At 35.4% G+C, this 19,932-nt stretch carries 16 protein-coding genes; 15 read left to right on the forward strand and 1 reads right to left on the reverse strand.

What is annotated here, in order from left to right:
* Positions 1-301: 301 nt before the first annotated feature.
* The 10 genes from LGAS_RS04150 (at position 302) to LGAS_RS04195 (ending at position 13,679) form a co-directional block, all read left to right on the forward strand.
* Positions 302-1,156 (forward strand): MetQ/NlpA family ABC transporter substrate-binding protein, encoded by an 855-nt coding sequence (locus tag LGAS_RS04150; protein ID WP_011678879.1) that lies wholly within the window; start codon positions 302-304, stop codon positions 1,154-1,156.
* A 16-nt stretch (positions 1,157-1,172) separates the two neighbouring features.
* Positions 1,173-2,222 carry a methionine ABC transporter ATP-binding protein gene (locus LGAS_RS04155; protein WP_003656320.1) on the forward strand — a complete coding sequence of 350 codons (1,050 nt, stop codon included), beginning with the start codon at positions 1,173-1,175 and terminating at the stop codon, positions 2,220-2,222.
* The gene (locus LGAS_RS04160) at positions 2,215-2,916 is read left to right on the forward strand and encodes a methionine ABC transporter permease (RefSeq protein WP_003647450.1); all 702 of its coding nucleotides are present in this window, start codon (positions 2,215-2,217) and stop codon (positions 2,914-2,916) included. Before LGAS_RS04155 ends, LGAS_RS04160 begins: the two co-directional genes overlap by 8 nt.
* A gap of 138 nt (positions 2,917-3,054) precedes the next feature.
* Positions 3,055-4,461, forward strand: coding sequence for a class II fumarate hydratase (locus tag LGAS_RS04165; RefSeq protein ID WP_011678880.1), 1,407 nt, complete (start codon positions 3,055-3,057; stop codon positions 4,459-4,461).
* Positions 4,462-4,476: 15 nt separating this feature from the next.
* The gene (locus LGAS_RS04170) at positions 4,477-5,850 is read left to right on the forward strand and encodes a flavocytochrome c (RefSeq protein ID WP_003647448.1); all 1,374 of its coding nucleotides are present in this window, start codon (positions 4,477-4,479) and stop codon (positions 5,848-5,850) included.
* An 80-nt stretch (positions 5,851-5,930) separates the two neighbouring features.
* Positions 5,931-6,857 (forward strand): L-lactate dehydrogenase, encoded by a 927-nt coding sequence (locus LGAS_RS04175; protein ID WP_003647447.1) that lies wholly within the window; start codon positions 5,931-5,933, stop codon positions 6,855-6,857.
* Between the two features lie 119 nt (positions 6,858-6,976).
* Entirely contained in the window at positions 6,977-8,353 is a 1,377-nt protein-coding gene (locus LGAS_RS04180; RefSeq protein ID WP_003647446.1) for a threonine/serine exporter family protein, read from the forward strand.
* 98 nt (positions 8,354-8,451) lie between these two features.
* On the forward strand, positions 8,452-9,468 hold the full coding sequence (locus tag LGAS_RS04185; protein ID WP_003647445.1) for an asparaginase: 1,017 nt from the start codon (positions 8,452-8,454) through the stop codon (positions 9,466-9,468).
* A 14-nt stretch (positions 9,469-9,482) separates the two neighbouring features.
* Entirely contained in the window at positions 9,483-11,909 is a 2,427-nt protein-coding gene (locus LGAS_RS04190) for a cation-translocating P-type ATPase (RefSeq protein ID WP_003647444.1), read from the forward strand.
* Positions 11,910-11,987: 78 nt separating this feature from the next.
* On the forward strand, positions 11,988-13,679 hold the full coding sequence (locus LGAS_RS04195) for a hypothetical protein (RefSeq protein WP_003647443.1): 1,692 nt from the start codon (positions 11,988-11,990) through the stop codon (positions 13,677-13,679).
* Positions 13,680-13,728: 49 nt separating this feature from the next.
* Here LGAS_RS04195 and ybaK read toward each other — a convergent pair whose 3' ends face one another.
* Positions 13,729-14,232 (reverse strand): Cys-tRNA(Pro) deacylase, encoded by a 504-nt coding sequence (gene ybaK / locus LGAS_RS04200; RefSeq protein WP_003647442.1) that lies wholly within the window; start codon positions 14,230-14,232, stop codon positions 13,729-13,731.
* A 61-nt stretch (positions 14,233-14,293) separates the two neighbouring features.
* On the opposite strand from ybaK, the gene prmA reads away from it, so the two are divergent.
* The 5 genes from prmA (at position 14,294) to hisS (ending at position 19,929) form a co-directional block, all read left to right on the forward strand.
* Positions 14,294-15,241 carry a 50S ribosomal protein L11 methyltransferase gene (gene prmA / locus LGAS_RS04205; RefSeq protein ID WP_003647441.1) on the forward strand — a complete coding sequence of 316 codons (948 nt, stop codon included), beginning with the start codon at positions 14,294-14,296 and terminating at the stop codon, positions 15,239-15,241.
* A 32-nt stretch (positions 15,242-15,273) separates the two neighbouring features.
* Entirely contained in the window at positions 15,274-15,654 is a 381-nt protein-coding gene (locus LGAS_RS04210) for a hypothetical protein (RefSeq protein WP_003648989.1), read from the forward strand.
* Positions 15,655-15,671: 17 nt separating this feature from the next.
* Positions 15,672-17,924: a RelA/SpoT family protein gene (locus LGAS_RS04215; RefSeq protein WP_003647440.1), complete on the forward strand. Its 2,253-nt coding sequence runs from the start codon at positions 15,672-15,674 to the stop codon at positions 17,922-17,924.
* Complete coding sequence (gene dtd, locus LGAS_RS04220; RefSeq protein ID WP_003647439.1) at positions 17,924-18,361, forward strand: D-aminoacyl-tRNA deacylase; 438 nt, start codon at positions 17,924-17,926, stop codon at positions 18,359-18,361. The genes LGAS_RS04215 and dtd overlap by 1 nt, the downstream gene beginning before the upstream one ends.
* Before the next feature lie 281 nt (positions 18,362-18,642).
* Positions 18,643-19,929, forward strand: a complete 1,287-nt coding sequence (gene hisS / locus LGAS_RS04225; RefSeq protein WP_003647438.1) for a histidine--tRNA ligase — start codon at positions 18,643-18,645, stop codon at positions 19,927-19,929.
* Positions 19,930-19,932: the final 3 nt, after the last annotated feature.

Below are 19,932 nucleotides of genomic sequence, written 5' to 3' on the forward strand. Positions count from 1 at the left end.
AATTAACTTAAACATTTTGCTAGTTGAGTAAATTAGGAATGTTCTTTTAGAGAGTCTACGTGTGGTGGAAGTAGATAGGACAGCTAATTGAAGATGGACTAGAAATTAAAATGGTGGTAATGAATTTTAATAATGAGTTATCAACGGAGTTGCGATCGTTAACAACGCAAGGTAATTCCTATTTGATTGTAGGAGCTACTTACTAAGGTTATTTATGTGAGTAAATAGCAAATTAAAGGTGGTAACGCGAGCACTCGTCCTTTTTAAGGATGAGTGCTTTTTTGTTTAGGAGGAAAGCACGATGCATAAGAAGAGAATTAGAAATCGGATAATTTGGTCAGTGGTAGCAGTTTTAATTGTCATTGCTGGTTGGTTTAGTTTTGGCCCCACGAGTACTAATACAAAAGATCAAAAAGAAGTAGTTGTTGGGGTAGTTGGTCAAACTAAACAAGACGCAGAGATTTGGAAAAGCGTCGCAGAAATTGCAAAAGAAGATTATGGTATAAAGATTAAGATTAAGAACTTTACAGATTATAATCAGCCAAATAAGGTTCTTCAAAATGGCGATATTGATCTAAATGCCTTTCAGCACTATACATTTTTAAACGCTTGGAATAAGGCAAATCATGGTTCACTAGTTGCAATTGGAAATACTTATATTGCTCCAATCAGATTGTATTCAAAGAAATATCAGAATATTAATGAGTTGCCACAAGGAGCTACAATTGCAGTTCCAAATGATGCTTCTAATGAATCAAGAGCTTTATATGTATTAAAGAATGCTGGTTTAATTAAATTAAGAAAAGGCGTTAAGTTAGCTACAGTTGCTGATATTACGTCAAACCCTAAGGGATTAAAGATTAAAGAAGTCAGTGCTGAGCAAACAGCAAGAGTAATTGATGATGTCGATGCAAGTATTGTTAATAATACCTACGCAGTTCCAGCTAAGTTAGGTGACAAGCAGACAATTTATATTGAGCCATTAAATAAGGATTCCGAACAATGGATTAATATTATTGTCGCAAATAAAAAGGATAAGAATAACAAGGTCTACAAGGATTTAGTTAAGGCATATCAAACTGAAAAAACTAAGAAGCTATCTGAAAAGCTTTACGGTAAAACTGAAGTTGCAGCTTGGGGATTGAAGTTGAAGTAAGAGAGGAGAAAGTCTAATGACAGCACAAATTAATTTAAAAGATATCACTGTTCAATTTGGACCAAATAAGGCAGTTAATAATGTGAATCTAGAAATAAATAAGGGCGATATTTATGGTGTGATTGGTTTCTCCGGTGCGGGAAAATCCACCTTGGTTAGAACAATTAATTTACTACAATATCCTTCGGCTGGTTCTGTCGAAGTTAACGGGACAATTTTATTCAAGGAAGGTAAACTTCAGGTTTCTAAAAAGCAGCTTCAAGAAAAAAGACGGAAAATTGGAATGATTTTCCAAAATTTTAATCTTTTAAATGAAGAAACCGTAATTGAAAATGTTGCTTTTGCGTTGCAGCATACGCATTTGTCTGACAAAGAATTAGAAGAAAAATCACTTCATTTATTAGAATTGGTAGGTTTAAAAGATAAATCTGACTTTTATCCAGCACAATTATCTGGTGGTCAAAGACAACGTGTCGCAATTGCGCGTGCTTTAGCTAATGATCCTGATATTTTGATTTCTGATGAAGCAACTAGTGCCCTTGACCCTAAAACTACTAATCAAATCTTAGATTTGCTTTATGATTTGAATAAAAAATTAGGATTAACGATTGTCTTAATTACACATGAAATGGATGCAGTAAAAAGAGTTGCAAACAAAATCGCTGTCATGGAAAAAGGAAAAGTAATTGAAAAGGGAGATTTGAGAGAAGTCTTCTTGCATCCTCAAAAGCAGCTTACACGTCAATTTGTAGGTGGCGCTTTGCAGGCTCAACATATTTTAAATACGTACAACTTTGATAAATTGGCAGATAATGCAGAATTATATCAGTTGGTTTATAGCATTAATGATGTTACTAAGTCAGTAGTTGCCGATTTAGATGTTTCATTAAATACTAAAGCAAGTATTTTGTATGGAAATGTAGAAGTCTTAAGTGGTGAACCAATTGGCACACTTGCTATTTTATTGAACCTTGATGAGCAGAAACAAAAAGAGGCAATTAAATTTTTAGAGAGTAAAAACGTTGTAGTAACGAAATTAGATAAAGGAGTGCTGACTAATGATTAGTTTTTTGACTAAAAACTTTCCTAATGTTGTGGCCCTAGGTTGGGGTGGAGATGCTGGTTGGGGAACAGCTATTTTCCAAACCTTATTTATGACTTTTTGGTCAGCTATTTTTGGAGGAATCCTTGGTTTGGTTTTTGGCTTACTTCTTGTTTTGACGAAACCAAAAGGAATTTTAGCCAATAAAGTTGTTTATTGGATCGTTGATAAACTTGTATCTATCTTCAGAGCCGTTCCATTTATTATTTTGCTGGCTTTCGTTGCTCCAGTTACTCAGAAAATCGTCGGTACTCAAATTGGAATGAAAGCGGCTTTAGTACCATTAACTTTAGGTGTTTTTCCATTTTTTGCTAGACAAGTTCAAGTTGCGCTTGAAAGTGTCGATAATGGAAAGATTGAAGCAGCTGAAGCTTTAGGTGCTTCAACTAAAGATATTATTTTTGATGTTTATTTAAGAGAAAGTAGATCCGAATTAGCTAGAGTGTCGACAGTAACTTTGATTAGTTTAATCGGCTTGACAGCAATGGCAGGTGCCGTTGGAGCTGGTGGTCTAGGTAATACAGCTATTTCTTATGGCTATAATCGATTTAATAATGATGTTACTTTAGTAGCAACATTATTAGTCTTATTGTTAGTGCTAATTGTACAAGTAGTTGGTGATTTAGTAGCAAAGAAATTGAATCACCAGGAACGTTAATCAGATGGCATTGAATAAGTATTTTTAGTATAATTTAATACAATTATATTAGCGAAGAATTATATTCTCCGCTTTTTGTATGCCCTTTCATTTAAATGTAGCTTATAATGAAGATAATGAAAACGGAGGACAAAAAATATGGTAAAAAAAGGTTATCGTGTTGAAAGTGATACATTAGGTCCAGTGGAGATTCCAGAAAAAGCATTATGGGGTCCACAAACTCAAAGAAGTAAAGATAATTTCCACACTGGAGCATTAATGCCAATTGGTATTATTCGGGCACTTCTTCAAATAAAACTAGCTGCGGCTCAAGCTAATATTGAAGCTGGTACTGAAACGGAAGAAAAGGGACGCGCAATTATTGAAGCAATTCATCAATTACTTGATTTAAATAATGAAGAGTTGCAACCATACTTTCCACTTCATGTTTATCAAACTGGATCTGGTACTCAGACCAATATGAACGTTAATGAAGTTGTAGCCAATTTAGCTAATCAAAATCATCCTGGCTTAAATATTTTACCTAATGATGACGTGAATATGGGACAATCTTCAAACGATACTTTTCCGACTGCAATGAATTTAGTTGCTACGCAAGCTCTGGATGATTTAAAGCCATCTGTCAAACACCTAATTAAAGAATTGAAGGCTAAGCAAGATGAATACTGGACTACAGTTAAAGTAGGTAGAACACACTTACAAGATGCTGTTCCATTAACTTTTGGTCAAGAACTATCCGGCTATGTTGCTGCGCTTAATCATGATTTGGCTTATATTAATGAACTGGAAGAAACTTTATATGAATTGCCAATTGGAGGAACTGCTGTTGGTACTGGACTTAACGCAGCTCCAGGTATGGCTGAAGATATTTCTGAGCGTTTATCAAGAAAGTATGGTCACCAATTTGATGTAAAAACTAATAAATTCTTCGGTTTAGCAAATCACTCAGGCTTAAATGTTGTTCATGGTGCTCTAAAAGCCTTAGCTGCTGATATGTTTAAAATTGCTCAAGATATTCGTTTCTTAGGTTCCGGTCCCAGAGCTGGTTTAGGAGAATTAAATTTACCAGCAAATGAACCAGGTTCTTCAATTATGCCGGGTAAAGTTAATCCTACTCAAGCAGAAGCAGTTACTATGGCCTGCTTGAGAGTATTTGGAAACGACACAACAATTACAATGGCAGCTTCTCAAGGAAACTTTGAAATGAATGTCTTCAAACTTGTTATGATTGCAGCATTCTTAGAGTCAGCAAATGTTTTATCAGGAACTATTTCAAGCTTTGCTAATAAGATGATTCATGGTATGACTGTAAACAAGGAAAGAATGGCAAAAGATGTCACGGATTCCTTAATGACCGTTACTGCACTTTCACCTCATATTGGTTATCACGAAGCAGCTACAATTGCACAAACTGCGGCTAAAGAAAATACAACTTTACGGACAGCAGCTTTAAAGAGTGGTCTAGTAACTAAAGAACAATACGATAAATGGATGAAGCCAATCACGATGACAAATGCAATGAATACTAAACCAATTGATGATTAAAAGAAGGGGGAAAGTATGGCATATAAATTTCCAACACAAACAGTAGATAATTTAAAGGAAGAATATGACGCAATTATCGTCGGTAGTGGCGGTACTGGTTTAGCAGCTGCAATCCAAGCACATCAATATGGTCTAAATGTTGCTATTTTAGAAAAAAATAGCTTTTTAGGTGGAAATACTATGAGAGCTAGTTCAGGGATGAATGCAGCTGAAAGTATCGTTCAAGCTCGTCTGGGAGTAAACGATAGTATGCAAAAGTTTTATGATGAAACGCTAAAAAGTGGCGGTTATATGAATGACCGTGAAATGCTCCATTATTTTGTTGAGCATGCACCTTTAGCTATTGCTTGGCTTGAAGATTTAGGCATTAAGGTAGATGATTTAACTATTACAGGTGGTATGTCTAAAAAGAGGACGCATCGTCCGTCTTCAATGGCTCCAATCGGTGCCTTTTTAGTTAATAATTTACTTAAGCTGGCAGATGAACGTCACATTCCAATTTTTATCGATTCAAAGGTTACTAACTTATTGCAAGATAAAAATAAGAAAATTACTGGTGTAGAAGTTAATAATGAACGTCGAATAAGAGCTAAAGCGGTTTTGCTTGCTACTGGCGGTTTCGGTGCTGCTAAAGATTTAATTGCTAAATATCGTCCCGATTTACGTGATTACAAAACAACTAATCAAGCAGGTGCTACTGGAGACGGTTTAAAATTAGCTGATAAAGTTGGGGCACAATTAGAACAATTGGAGTTAGTTCAAGTTCATCCAACTGTGCAGCAAGATACAGATCACGCGTATTTAATTGGCGAAGCAGTGCGTGGTGAAGGAGCAATTTTAGTTGATCACCAGGGTAAAAGATTTATTAATGAATTAAGTACTCGTAAGATTGTCTCTAATGCGATTACTGAAACTCCTGAGCATTCTGCATATTTAATTTTTGATCAAGGAGTTAGAGACAGAGTTAAGGCGATCGAATTCTATGACTCAATTAATTTAGTTGTTCATGGAAATACAATTGAAGAATTAGCTGAAAATATTAAAGTTCCAGCTGCAAATCTTACAGCAACCCTTCAAAATTGGAATGAAGCAGTTGAAAAGAATAGTGATGAAGAATTTGGACGTACGACTGGTATGGCTAGTTTAGATCATGCTCCATACTATGCTATTCATATTGCACCTGCTATTCACTATACAATGGGTGGAATTCATATTGCACCTGATACTAGAGTATATGATACTAATGGTAATTTTATTGCTGGATTATATGCCGCTGGTGAAGTTAGTGGTGGCTTGCACGGAAATAATCGAATTGGTGGTAATTCAATTGCCGAAACAATTATCTTTGGTCGTGAAGCAGGGAAAGCTATGGCAGAGTTAATCAAATAAAGCGCTTTCAATAGATAGCTTATTTGTGTATACTTAAAGTGTAAAATTTAAGTTTTCATTCAAAGGAGTTATATATAAAAATGAGTCGTAGAAAAGTATTTTTAGTTGGTGACGGTCGAGTTGGCTCAACTTTTGCAAATGATTTATTGCAAAATGTAAAAATTGATGAATTGGTAATTTGCGATGTAGTTAAGAAAATTACTGAAGGAGATGCCTTAGACTTAGAGGACCTAGCTCCATTTGTTGGTCAATGTACAGTAAAGAGTGGAGATTACAGTGATGCTAAAGATGCAGATATTGCCGTAATTACTGCTGGTGCTGCAAGAAAGCCGGGGATGACCAGATTAGACTTAGTAAATACTAATGTTAAAATTTTAGAATCAATTGTAAAGCCGATTGTTGATTCTGGCTTTAATGGTATTTTCGTGGTTTCTGCAAACCCAGTAGATATTTTAACTACTTTAACGCAAAAATTATCTGGGTTTCCTAAGAATAAGGTTATTGGAACAGGAACATCCCTTGATACAGCACGTTTGCGTGTAGCATTATCACACAAGACGGGTGTGAATGTTGATCACATTGATGCTTATGTTTTAGGTGAACATGGTGATACTTCCTTTGAAAACTTCGATGAAGCCATCATCGACCATAAACCACTTCGTTCTTATAAAGAATTAGATGAACAAACTTTAGCTGAATTAGAAACTGATGTACGCAAAAAGGGTGGCAAGATTATTGCTAACAAGGGTGCAACTTTCTATGGTGTTGCAATGTGCTTAACTCAAATTTGTAAAGCAATTTTAGAAAATACTGCGCGCGTTATGCCATTATCAGCTCCAATGACTGGCGAATATGGTATTCATGATCTTTATCTTGGAAGTCCAGCAGTTGTTACAGCTAACGGAATTAGTGATGTAATTGAACTTCATTTATCTGAAGATGAAAAGAAGAAAATGACTTATTCAGCAACAAAGATGAAAGAGGTTGTTGATGGAATCAATCTATAAACAATAGTTTATAAATAGAAAAAGGTCTTGCACTTACTTAAATTAAGAGTGCAAGGCCTTTTTTCTGTGATAAAATTTTAAAGGTATGATATTTAATCAAAGTTTGGGGACTATGAAAAGTGAAAAACAAGGAAAACAAAATTGAGCGTGTAAATCAATTACACCATCAGCATACTTTGTCGCATCACCATCATATGCGAATTCGTTGGCAAGAATTTTTTACGAGTGATAATATTACACCAGCTAAAAATGCTACTTTGGCTGAACGTTCTGTGATTGTAGGTCATATTGGAATGATGCTTTTGTCATATGGAACAGGAGCTTGGCGAGTAAGATCGGCAATGAATACAATTGCTCGCTGTTTAGATATGACTTGTAGTACTGATATTGGCTTAGTATCAATTGAGTATACTTGTGTTGACGCCGATGGTAAGAGCTATACTCAGGCCTTGAGTTTACCAACAACTGGCGTTAATACAACAAAACTGGACCGAATGGAAAATTTTGTTAATCAGTTTAAAGAAGATGATGGAAACTGGACTATTGGTCAAATTCATAATCGTTTAGAAGAAATTTCAACTATGAAGTCAAGGTATTCACCTTGGCAAGTTGGATTAGCAGCTGGTTTAGCCTGTGGAGGATTTATCTTCTTACTCGGTGGTGGAATTTTTGAAGTTATTTGTGCCTTTTTTGGAGCTAGCTGCGGAAATTATGTACGCCGTAAAATGGCAGACCGTCATCTCACTATTTTGGCGAATATTACTGTAGCTGTAGCGGTTGCTTGCGCAGTTTATGTGGGAAGTTTCTATTTAATCAGATTATTTTATCCAGTAAGTTTACATCATTTAGATGGATATATTGGCGCAATGCTATTTGTAATTCCAGGATTTCCATTTATTACATCAGGACTTGACCTTTCTAAGTTAGATATGCGGTCGGGTTTAGAGCGGATGGCTTATGCTATTATGATTATTGTTGTTGCTACAGCGGTTGGTTGGGTAATGGCTTTAGTTTTAAATTTGCACCCACAGAATTTTGAAAAGTTGAATTTAACGCCGGTAGTTTTGACGCTTTTAAGATTAATAGCTAGTTTTTGCGGGGTCTTTGGTTTCTCAATTATGTTCAATTCTAAGGTCTCAATGGCAACTGTAGCTGGCCTTTCGGGAGCTGTTGCTAATACCTTGCGTTTAAGCTTAGTTAATTGGTCAAACGTACCGCCAGCAGTTGCTGCTTTTATTGGGGCTTTCGTAGCAGGGATGCTTGCATCAATTATTAGACGTAAAATTGGTTTTCCAAGAATTGCAATTACTGTGCCTTCAATTGTGATCATGGTTCCAGGTTTGTATATGTATCGTGCAATGTTTAATTTGGGATTAACGTCATTGAATGCTGGTGCCTTATGGATGGTGCAGGCCTTAATGATTGTCATTTGCTTACCATTAGGACTGATTGCAGCTAGAATTTTAATGGACAAAGATTGGCGTCATGCAGGATAATTTTTCACAAAAAAGTTGTCATAGAATTTAAACTATGGCAACTTTTTTCGTATAATTAATAGAACAATAGGATAGTAAATAAAGAATGAGTGACGATTATGCAAAAGAAAATTTTATTGCTTTCTACTGGGGGAACAATTGCTTCTGTTGTGTCAGATGCAGGCTTAGTGCCTAAGGAATCTGGAGAACAATTGATCAATATGTTGGGTGAGCTGCCATATGATATTACGGTTGAAGATATCTTGCAACTTGATTCTTCTAATATTCAGCCTGAAGAATGGAAGTTAATTGCAGAAAAAATTTTTGAAAACAGAAATAAATATGATGGTATTGTAGTTTCTCACGGTACAGATACGATGGCATATACAGCATCGATGCTCGCTTTCATGCTACAAAATATTAATATCCCAGTTGTTCTAACTGGAAGTCAGGTTCCGATTAACGTGGTTTTAAGTGATGCGCCAGATAATTTAAGACTAGCCTTTGCAGCAGCAGCTACTTGTTGTCCAAATATTTATTTGGCTTTTGATCGAAAAGTAATGTTGGGATGCCGCAGTGTAAAGGTTAGGACGATAAACTTTGATGCTTTTGAAAGCGTGAATGTACCGCCTGTTGCTAAAGTTACATCCGATGGTCTTGTTTTTTCTGAGCAGAATTTGTCAAAAAATACTAGAGAATGTACTTTAAATACGGAAATTAATCCCCATGTTTCACTAGTAAAATTATTTCCTGGTTTTGATCCCAAGTTACTATTTGCAATGGTTAAAAGTGGATGTAAGGGAATTGTTATTGAGGCGTATGGCTTAGGTGGAATGAATTATATTAGACGAAATATGGTAGGAGCAGTTGGTGAATTAATTCGCCAGGGAATACCAGTAATTGCAAGTAGCCAATGCTTATATGAACGCAGTGACCTTACTAAGTATGAAGTAGGTAGAGAAGCTCTTCTTGAAGGCGCAATTAGTGCGCGTGATATGACATCTGAAAGTGCCATTACTAAGTTAATGTGGGGCTTAGGTCAAGGATGGGACGTTCATCAAATTGCTGAATTTTTTAATACTGATGTAGTTGGTGAAGTAACAATAGAAAAAGACGATACACTTCGTGTAGATTAGTTTTAGGGAAATAAATGAAAAATAATTTTAAACAACCAATTGGGTTAACAAGTGCAGAAGTTGATCAAAGAACTAAAGAAGGAAAAGTAAACCGTGCTGTTAATGATCAGGCTAAGACGACATGGCAAATTATCAAAGAAAACACTTTTACATATTTCAACTTAATTTTTCTAGTACTATCCATCTTATTAGTAATTGTTGGTGAGTATAAGGATTTAACTTTCTTACCAGTAATTATTGCGAATATGATCATTGGGATTGTTCAAGAATTACGCGCAAAAAGAGTTTTAGATAAGTTAAACGTAATGAATACAACTAAAATTGCTGTAATTCGCGATGGAAAAGAAGAAGTTATTCCTATTGAAAACCTAGTCTTAGGAGATGTAATTGTCCTTCAGACTGGTGATCAGATTCCGGCCGACGGACAGGTTATTTCGGGAACCTTACGTGTAAATGAGGCCTTGTTAACCGGTGAAGCAGATGAAATAGAAAAAGACGTTGGTAGCGAATTAATGTCTGGAAGCTTTGTAGTGTCTGGGAAAGCATACGCACGACTTGAAAAAGTTGGGAAGAATTCTTATGTTTCTAAGTTAACTTTAGAAGCTAAGTCAATGAATTCAAAAGAAGGATCAGAGATGGTCCGTTCGATCAATCGATTAATTAAGTGGGTTGGAATTATTATTATTCCATGTGGAATAGCACTTTTCATTGTTGCTCGCTATGTGAATCACTTGAATTTAGCTGATAGCGTGGTATCGATGGAAGCAGCGGTAATTGGGATGATTCCAGAGGGATTGTATTTGTTAACAACGATTGCTTTAGCCTTAGCTGCAATGCGCTTAGCGCGGTCCCAAGTAATGCTGCATGATATGAAGAGCGTTGAAACATTAGCTAGAGTTAATGTTTTATGCGTTGACAAGACGGGGACAATTACTGAACCAAAAATGGAAGTTGAAAAAATTATCCCGGTTAACACAAGTACAGATAATTTAGCAAAAAATATTTCTATTTTTGCCCAAAATATGCCCCATGATAATGCCACAATTAAGGCAGTAGCAGACGTTTTTAATCAAAAGTCTGATATCAAAGTAAAAAAGATCATTCCTTTCACATCAGTAAATAAGTATAGTGGAGCCGTTGTTGGTGAAAGTACGTTACTTATGGGTGCACCGGAGTTTGTATTACGTGATCAATTTAAAGATTATGAAAAAGAAATCAACCAATATACTAGTCAAGGCTATCGGGTTTTGGCTTTTGCTCAATATCCAGAAGCCTTGGAAGATGAAAAGCAAAATCTCTCTAAAGCAGTTGAATTACTCGGCTATATTTTAATTTCTAATCCAATTCGAAAAGAAGCTAAGAGCACCTTTAAGTACTTTGAACGGCAAGGGGTCGATGTCAAGGTTATTTCAGGGGATAATCCGCTAACAGTAGCTAGAGTAGCTAAGCAAGCTGGAATTAAGGATGCTGATAAACTAATTGATGCTACTGAAATTGGTGAAGGTGACTATGAAGAAGTTGTCAAAAAGTACAATGTTTTTGGCCGAGTTAAGCCTGATCAAAAGAAAAAGTTGATTAAGGCACTTCAAAAGAATGGTAATACAGTTGCCATGACTGGAGATGGTGTTAACGATATTTTAGCCATGAAGAGTGCAGATTGTTCAATTGCCATGGCATCAGGAAATAGCGCAGCTGTGCAAGCTTCTCAAGTAGTTTTACTTGATTCTGATTTTGCTAGAATGCCAAAAGTTGTTGATGAAGGTAGAAAAGTAGTTAACAATATTGAAAGATCAGCTAGCTTATTCTTGGTTAAAAATATTTTCTCGTTCCTGATGGCTATTTTCTCTTTGGTTTTTGCAATGTCATATCCATTAAGGCCGGCACAGATTGCCTTAATCTCGGCATTTACGATTGGACTACCATCATTTTTACTTGCTCTTGAAAATAATTACAACCGTATTCGCGGAAAATTTATTCCAAATGTTTTATCTCGCGCAATTCCAGGTGGAATTACAGACATGCTTGCTGTGTCGATCTTGGTAGTTGCTGATATGGTTTTAGCTCTAGGGCGACAAGAAGTCGCTACAACTGCCACGATGCTTTTAGTTGCAGTAGGGATGATGGTTCTATACCATATTTCAAGACCATTGAATAAGTTTAGATGGACAGTATTAGGTGGTTCATTCTTGGCTCTGGTTTTAGCAGTTATTTTCTTCCATAACTTATTTGCTCTTTCACGTATCTCGGCAACTGCAGTATTTTTACTGTTAGTGTTGTTCTTTGCAGAAATTACTATTTTCAGATTCTTGAGTAAATTTGCGGACGGAGTAAGGGAAGTCTTAGTTGTTTATGATCAAAAGGGAAAAGATTTGACTCTAAATGATATCAAGCATGCATATAGTAAGGGAAGAAGTTTGGTGAATATGCCATCAGGTAAATAAATTTTTAAATAAGTATAAATTTTTACTGCTTGAATGATACAATTAAAAAGTTAAGTCAATATTTATCTGAGGTTAAAAATGAAAAATAGTAATATAGAAAAGTATAAGAGTAAATTAATAGATTATCTTATTCCGATAATTTTAAGTTTAGTAATTGCAACTATCTTAATTTGGACGATATTGAGTACTCGATCAGGTCTTACTTTAGATGATACTGCTTTTCATTTTCATCGTTTTTATGATACTAATCAGCAAATTCAAAACCATAATTTTTCTTACTTTCAGATGAACTATGGAATGGGTGAAAGTGGTCGAATAGTTAATGCACTTTATGGACCTTTTTTTGCCTATATAATGGGATTCTTACTTCTGTTTTGTAGTTCTTGGCTTCGCTTTCAAGTTGTGATAACTTATTTGATTTTCCTAGTTGGTGGTCTGGGAATGTATCATTTAAGCCGAAAAGTAAAGATGACAAGGACTGTTTCTTCAGTAATTACTGCCTTATTTTTGACGACAGGTTATATTGCTTACTGGTTACGGTCGAATGCTTTTAATTCTTGGGGCGCGGTTTTAATTCCCTTTGTTTTAATTCAAGGAATTAATCTTCTAAATAATTATAAGAAGAGATTTAGCTGGATTAGTTTAGGCGTCGTGATGGCGATTGTGGCTCAAGTTCACTTATTGAGCACATTCTTTTCTATCTTAGCTTTAATTCCATTCTTTATTTATGGATTAGTCTTAAGTGAAAATAGACGTCAAATGTGGCTTGATGTCTTCAAGGCAGTTGGATTATTTGTTGTTTTAACAGCAAATGTGTGGGGAGCGTTCTTGCTTCTTTATCCGACAAATCAAATGGCATCTCCGATTGATTTTTCACCAGTTCTTACTTCTGTCAACCTGTCACTTGCTGGTACAAGTACTATGTGGACGTCAATTACAGAAGTCACTTTATTGCTATTTATTGTACAAATAATTTATGTAGCATTTAATTTTAAGTCTTCAAAAATCAACACTTTTGTTACTCTTGAAGGATTAGTATTCTTTTATTTAAGTTCTAATTTATTCCCTTGGCAGTTTGTTAAAGACAACTTCCCAGCCGTAACTGGCTATTTACAATTTCCAAATCGATTTACTGTTGTAGCTTATCCATTATTATTCCTTGGGGTAGGTTTAACAATTACAGAACTAGTTACAGAACATGGTAAAAAGCTCAGCTTGTTAGCTAGTGCATTAGCTGTAGTAATAGTTTTATTTAATGTCAGAGCTGATTTCAATGAAATTAATAATAATATTTCTTATAATAAAGGAATTATTAGTAATTCAAGAGAGATGCAAGAGAAAGGCTTAGAGGCATATATTAATAAAATTGACATTAATACTCCCGATTATCTCCCTGTCCAGAAGAAAATTAAATCTGCTGATGTTACAGGAATGTTAATGAACATGGCGCCACAAAGGAAAAACTTTAGTAAGAAAGTTTTATCAGGGGGACGCTTAGAAATTAAGTGGAATGGGAAAAATGCTAAGACAACTACACTTCCAGTTTTTATTTACCATCAATCTGAATTAACAGTAAATGGCAAAAAGATAAATCCAAAACTTAATGAAATTGGAATGCCAATTGTTCAATCAAAACGCGGTAAAAATACGGCAATTCTTTCATTTAAGACGCCAGCATGGTTTACGATTTTACTATACATTTCAATTCTTGGCTGGGTAATGATGTTGATTTACGGCGTGTTTAAATTAGTTAAAATAGCTAAAAAATAATACAAAAAACTTCCTAAAACTAGAAATTCTAGTCTAAGGAAGTTTTTTATTACTCTAATAAATCAACAAAAGTGGCTTCAGTGATTTTTTGTAGATCTTCTGGATTAATCATAATACTGCGTCCAACTTCACCGCTTGAAACAGCAATTTGATCATGTTCTTTCATACCGCTGTCGAGATAAATTGGAAAATGATGTTTTTGATAAATACCAATTGGTGTGTTTGCGCCATGAACATATCCCGTTGTAGCAACTAACTTCTTGAGAGGAAGCAGTTCACACTTTTTATTGCCAGAAGCTTTAGCGAGTTTTTTCATGCTCAAATGTTCAGTAACTGGCACAACGCCAACTACTGGACTATTTTTATTTCCTTCACATACTAAGGTTTTGTAGACCAAAGCCTCTTCATCGTCTAAAATGGAAGTATCCATTTGTTTAACATCACCCTTTTGAATGGTGTTAAATGATAGTTGTTTATATGGAATTTTTTGTTGGTCGAGCATTTTTTCGACTAACGTCTTATTAAGTTTTTTCTTTTTATTTTTTTTCGACATTTTTCTCACCTTTTAATATCATAAACGTGGAAAATTAACATGTCAAAAGGGGACAAGATTAGTGAAATTATTAGCAGTAAAAGTTGAATGTAGTCATGAACTTGAAGACGGATTAAGTTTTTTCATGCAAGATGAACTAGATGCACAAGGAATTGAAAGTCGTAAGCGAAGCGATTTTGTTGCTGAAGGCCAAAAGCATGATAGTAGTTTAGTTGAACTTGATGATATTGAAAACTTACCAAAGGATTTGGAGTTAACAGCATATTTTAATTACGAAAATGCTGATAAAAAAGAGCTAGTTAAAAAAATTACCGATAAGATTGCGGAGATGAAGGGTTATGGCTTAAATACTGGCGAAGTTTCAATCAGTACTAAAGAAGTGGCAGATGAAGATTGGAATACAGCTTGGCAGAAATATTATCACGTAATTGATTTTTCTCGTCATCTGGCTATTGTTCCTGAATGGGAAGATTACCACCCAGCATTTTCTGATCAAAAATTGATTCGCCTAGATCCAGGTCTAGCTTTCGGAACCGGTGGTCATACTACAACTCAACTTGTTTTACTTGCAATGGAGCGTGCTTTAGTTAAACCAATGTCAGTTTTGGATATTGGGACTGGATCAGGTATTCTAGCTATTGCTGCCAGTAAATTAGGGGCAAGTCATGTTTTAGGAACTGATATTTCTGACGAGGCAGTTACAGCTGCAAAAGAAAATATTGCGCTAAATGATGTAAATAATATTAATGTGCGCAAGGCTAACTTACTAAAAGACATTGATGATAAATATGATTTGATTGTAGCCAATATTTTAGCTGATATTTTGTTAGAATTAATTCCAGACTTAGATAGTCACTTAAATAAAGAAGGAAAGGTTATTTTCTCTGGAATTGACTATTTACAGCTACCTAAAGTTGAAAAAGCTCTTGCAGAAAATAATTTTGAAATTAAAATGAAAATGCAAGAAGGACGCTGGATTGGTCTATTAATTGCTAGAAAACCAGATTAAAAATATATATTAAAAGAAAAGGTAAGCAAAAAATGAAGAAAAATAGTGAAGAAAAGAAAAATTTTAATTTTAAGGCTTGGTGGAGTAAAATAAATGAAAAATCATTTATGCCACTCGTTTGGTTAACTTTATTAGGAGTAATTGTTTGGATTATTTGTCCATTAGTTCATTTAAGTCGTGTATGGCGAATTGGATTAGTATTCTTTATTTTTAATAGTTATTTAAGTTACCAAATTGGCCGGATTATGCAAATTAGAAAATTAAGCTATTGGTGGTTGCTTTTATTTCCAGTAGTGTTTGCAATTGCTGTTTTAATTCATTTTGCTAAATACAATTTTCTTCTTTGCCTAGTATATTTAAGCTTTGAGTTGTTTGGCCTCTGGCATGATGATTTTTACAAAGAAAAGAAATAAAGAATAGGTGATGCTTTATGTCAAAATATCGTGAGATGACTCATGAAGAAGTTCTTGCAGAATGCAAGAAATATATGAATGATGAACACTTAGCTTTTGTTGAATCAGCATATGAATTTGCTAAGAATGCTCATGAAGGTCAGTTTAGAGTTTCTGGACAACCATATATAATTCACCCAACTCAAGTTGCGGGAACTTTGGCTACTTTACGACTAGATCCTGATACAGTAGCAGCTGGTTATCTTCATGATACTGTAGAGGATACGCCGGTAACTAATGATGATATCAAGGAAAAATTTGGAAAAGATGTCGCCTTTATTGTTGATGGTGTAACAAAGTTAAGTAAGATTCAATATAAGTCGAAGAGCCACGAAGAATATCTAGCAGATAATCACCGTAAGATGCTAATTGCGATGGCTAAAGACTTACGTGTAATCATGGTTAAGCTTGCTGACCGCTTACACAATATGCATACTTTAGACCATTTACGTCCTGACAAGCAGAGAAGGATTGCTGATGAAACGTTAGACATTTACGCACCACTTGCAGACCGTTTAGGTATCGGAACTATTAAGTGGGAACTCGAAGATATGAGTTTGCACTATTTGAATCCTCAGCAATACTACCGAATTGTTAACTTAATGCAGTCTAAGCGTAGTGAGCGGGAAGGATACATTGCTGATGCAATTAAAACCTTGAAGCAAACGCTTGATAGCTTAGGAATTGAATATGAAATTTATGGACGCCCTAAGCATATTTATTCTATCTATAAGAAGATGGTTAATAAGCACAAAGACTTTAGCGAAATCTATGATTTATTAGCAGTTCGTGTAATTGTGAAGTCTGTTCGTGATTGTTACGCCGTTTTAGGTGCTGTTCATACCAAGTGGAAGCCAATGCCTGGTCGTTTTAAAGACTATATTGCTGTTCCAAAGGTTAACGGTTACCAATCTTTACATACGACGATTATTGGGCCTGGCGGCAAACCACTTGAAATTCAGATTAGAACTGAAGCAATGCATCAAGTTGCTGAATACGGTGTTGCTGCACACTGGGCATATAAAGAAGGCGTTAAGGGCGAAGTTGAGCAAACCGATGCAAACAAGAAGCTTAACATGTTCCAAGAAATTCTTGAACTTCAAAATGAAACTAAAGACTCGCATGAGTTCATGAAGAGTGTTAAGACTGATATCTTTTCAGATCGTGTTTATGTCTTTACTCCTAAAGGTGACGTTTATGAACTTCCAAAAGGTTCAGTACCATTAGATTTTGCGTACATGGTTCACTCAGAAGTTGGTGCGCATTCAGTTGGTGCTAGAATTAATGGCAAGATTGTTCCACTAGACTATAAACTTAAAAATGGTGACGTAGTTGAAATGCTTACTCAAACTTCAGCTCGTCCTTCCCGTGATTGGGTTAAATTGGTTAAAACTTCAAGAGCAAGAAATAAGATCAAGCGTTTCTTTAAAGCAGAAGACCGTGAAGAAAATATCGAAAAGGGTCAAAATTTTATTGAGCAGGAACTTCTTAACCGCGATTTAGCTCCCAAAGAGTTTATGGACAAGGAACATATTCAGAAGGTAATTAATCATTTCAATTACCATAATGAAGAAGAATTATTTGCAGCCGTGGGTTACGGAGAAATTTCCGCAGCTACTGTTGCTAATCGATTAACTGAAGACCTGCGCAAGAAGGCTGAAGATGAAAAGCAACGGCAACTTGAAGAAAAGATTATGAATGCTGGCCAGCAAAGTTCAACTGAAGAAGATGATAATTCTGATGCGCCAGCTGATATTATGCGTGTTAAGCATAATAATGGCGTAATGGTTCAGGGTGTTTCTGACTTAATGCTTCACTTAGCTAAATGCTGTAATCCAGTCCCAGGAGATCCGATTATTGGCTACGTAACTAAGGGACGCGGGGTAACAATTCACCGTGCTGATTGTCCTAACATTACTGAAGAAGCTAAGAAGCAAGGTCGATTAATTGATGTAGCTTGGGAGAACATTGCTAAAGATAAAGACAAAGAAAACTACAATGCAGATATTGAGATCTATGGTTTCAATCGTTCGCGTCTTTTAAGTGATGTAATCAATGCTTTAAACTCAAAGACCAAGAATATTGTTAATATTTCTGGAAAAGTAGACAGTAATAATATGGCACATATTTATGCTACTGTGTCAGTTAGAGATGCAGCACACCTGGAAGATATTTTGAGCCGGATGCGTGATGTGCCAAATGTTTATGAAGCAAAGAGGTCAATTAATTAATGCGTGTTGTTATTCAAAGAGTAAATAAAGCTCAGGTTACCATTGATAATGAAGTTGTAGGTAAAATTAAACGTGGCTTTCTTCTATTAGTTGGATTACGTGAAGGCGATGAGCTAGATCAGGTCAAAAAGGCAGCTAGTAAAATTGCTAAAATGCGTATTTTTGAAGATGAAAATGGTAAAACTAACTTATCTTTAAAAGATGTTAACGGAGAAATTTTAAGTGTTAGTCAATTTACTTTGCTAGCTAATACTAAAAAGGGTAATCGTCCGAGTTTTGTAGAGGCAATGCGACCTCCTAAGTCAAAAGAACTTTGGGAAGATTTTAACCAAGAATTAGAAAATAAAGACTTTCATGTTGAAACTGGTGAATTTGGAGCTGATATGCAGGTTAGCCTTGAGAATGATGGTCCATTTACAATTGTTCTTGATATTTAATTCTTTAAGTAAAGGCTTACAAAGGTTGACTTTACCGACTGAAAAATATAAGCTAAAAAGGAATTATCGATGACAAAGAATGTAGATTAGCATGATCTATTTCAGAGACCGCTCATTTGGTGAGAGAGCGGATAGGTTGCGATCTGTGACACCTTTAACAGATAATGGTTCGTTTCGCGAGCGTTAATCGCAGCAAGCAAAAGGTGGTACCGTGCTAGTTTACTGCGCCCTTGACTAAGTTCAAGGGCGCTTTTTTTATTAATATATTAAAGGATGATTAAATGAAAGTTCAAAGACCAAAAGGTACAGTCGATATTTTGCCAGCAGAATCTGGTTCATGGGAAAAAGTTGAAACAATCGCGAGAAATTTCTTCAAACGTGCAAATTATCGTGAAATTCGGACACCAAGTTTTGAAAATTATGAAGTCTTTTCTCGTTCATCTGGTGAAAGTTCAGATGTTGTAGAAAAGGAAATGTATGACTTTAACGACAAAGGTGGTCGTCACATTGCACTTCGTCCTGAAGGAACTGCTGGTGTAGTTAGAGCATATGTTGAAAATAAATTATATGGTCCTGATGTAGTAAAGCCATTTAATGTTTACTATATTGACAACACTTTTAGATATGAAAGACCTCAAGCAGGTCGTCAACGTGAATTTCATCAAATTGGTGTTGAAAGTTTTGGCTCAAATAGTCCTCTTGCTGATGTTGAGACGATTATGATGGGACACGATTTATTAGCTGAGTTAGGCGTTAAGAATTATGAATTGCACATTAATACTTTAGGTAATGCACAAGTGCGTAAAGATTATCACGATGCATTAGTAAATTACTTTACACCGCTTAAAGATCAGCTTTCAGAAGACTCCCAAAGACGTTTGTCTATGAATCCACTTCGGATTCTTGACTCTAAGGCGGAGGAAGACAAGCAATTTTTACCTGATGCTCCAAGAATCGTTGATTACCTAGATGAAGATTCTAAGAAAAATTTTGAAACTATTACTGATATGCTTGAACAATTGGGCATTAATTATGTATTAGATGATGATTTAGTTCGTGGTCTTGATTACTACACCGGTGTAATCTTTGAATTTATGGTTGAAGATAAAAACTTATGGGAATCAGCAACCACAATTTTGGGTGGTGGACGCTATAATCACTTAGTTGAAGAATTTGATGGTCCAGAAACTCCAGCTGTTGGTTTTGGTATTGGTGAAGAAAGATTAATGCTTGTTCTTAAGGAACAAAATCCAGCATTATTTGAAGATGAAGGCATTGATTTCTTTATCACTAATATTGGTGAAGGCACAGAAATGAAAGCCGTTGAAATTGCACGTTCTCTTCGCAAGCAAGACTTTAAAGCTCAATATGATGTTGATCAAAAGAAATTAAAGCAACAATTTAGAAAAGCAGATCGTGTGCATGCGAAATTTGTAATTACGTTGGGTGCTAAAGAGCTTGAAAATGGTGTGCTTAACATTAAGCGTTTAGCTGATGGTAAAACTTTAGATTTAAGTTTAGAAGATCTAAATGACATGAAATCTGTAATGGAAAAGATAGAGGATTAAGAA

Origin of the sequence: Lactobacillus gasseri ATCC 33323 = JCM 1131 (genome assembly GCF_000014425.1) — a bacterium.
In the GTDB taxonomy this organism is placed as follows: Bacteria; Bacillota; Bacilli; order Lactobacillales; family Lactobacillaceae; genus Lactobacillus; species Lactobacillus gasseri.

What these genes read in the sequence shown, in the direction of transcription:
- LGAS_RS04150 (WP_011678879.1), top strand. Translation starts at nt 302, where the DNA reads ATGCATAAGAAGAGAATTAGAAATCGGATAATTTGGTCAGTGGTAGCA.
- LGAS_RS04155 (WP_003656320.1), top strand. Translation starts at nt 1,173, where the DNA reads ATGACAGCACAAATTAATTTAAAAGATATCACTGTTCAATTTGGACCA.
- LGAS_RS04160 (WP_003647450.1), top strand. Translation starts at nt 2,215, where the DNA reads ATGATTAGTTTTTTGACTAAAAACTTTCCTAATGTTGTGGCCCTAGGT.
- LGAS_RS04165 (WP_011678880.1), top strand. Translation starts at nt 3,055, where the DNA reads ATGGTAAAAAAAGGTTATCGTGTTGAAAGTGATACATTAGGTCCAGTG.
- LGAS_RS04170 (WP_003647448.1), top strand. Translation starts at nt 4,477, where the DNA reads ATGGCATATAAATTTCCAACACAAACAGTAGATAATTTAAAGGAAGAA.
- LGAS_RS04175 (WP_003647447.1), top strand. Translation starts at nt 5,931, where the DNA reads ATGAGTCGTAGAAAAGTATTTTTAGTTGGTGACGGTCGAGTTGGCTCA.
- LGAS_RS04185 (WP_003647445.1), top strand. Translation starts at nt 8,452, where the DNA reads ATGCAAAAGAAAATTTTATTGCTTTCTACTGGGGGAACAATTGCTTCT.
- LGAS_RS04190 (WP_003647444.1), top strand. Translation starts at nt 9,483, where the DNA reads ATGAAAAATAATTTTAAACAACCAATTGGGTTAACAAGTGCAGAAGTT.
- LGAS_RS04195 (WP_003647443.1), top strand. Translation starts at nt 11,988, where the DNA reads ATGAAAAATAGTAATATAGAAAAGTATAAGAGTAAATTAATAGATTAT.
- ybaK (WP_003647442.1), bottom strand. Translation starts at nt 14,232, where the DNA reads ATGTCGAAAAAAAATAAAAAGAAAAAACTTAATAAGACGTTAGTCGAA.
- LGAS_RS04210 (WP_003648989.1), top strand. Translation starts at nt 15,274, where the DNA reads ATGAAGAAAAATAGTGAAGAAAAGAAAAATTTTAATTTTAAGGCTTGG.
- LGAS_RS04215 (WP_003647440.1), top strand. Translation starts at nt 15,672, where the DNA reads ATGTCAAAATATCGTGAGATGACTCATGAAGAAGTTCTTGCAGAATGC.
- dtd (WP_003647439.1), top strand. Translation starts at nt 17,924, where the DNA reads ATGCGTGTTGTTATTCAAAGAGTAAATAAAGCTCAGGTTACCATTGAT.
- hisS (WP_003647438.1), top strand. Translation starts at nt 18,643, where the DNA reads ATGAAAGTTCAAAGACCAAAAGGTACAGTCGATATTTTGCCAGCAGAA.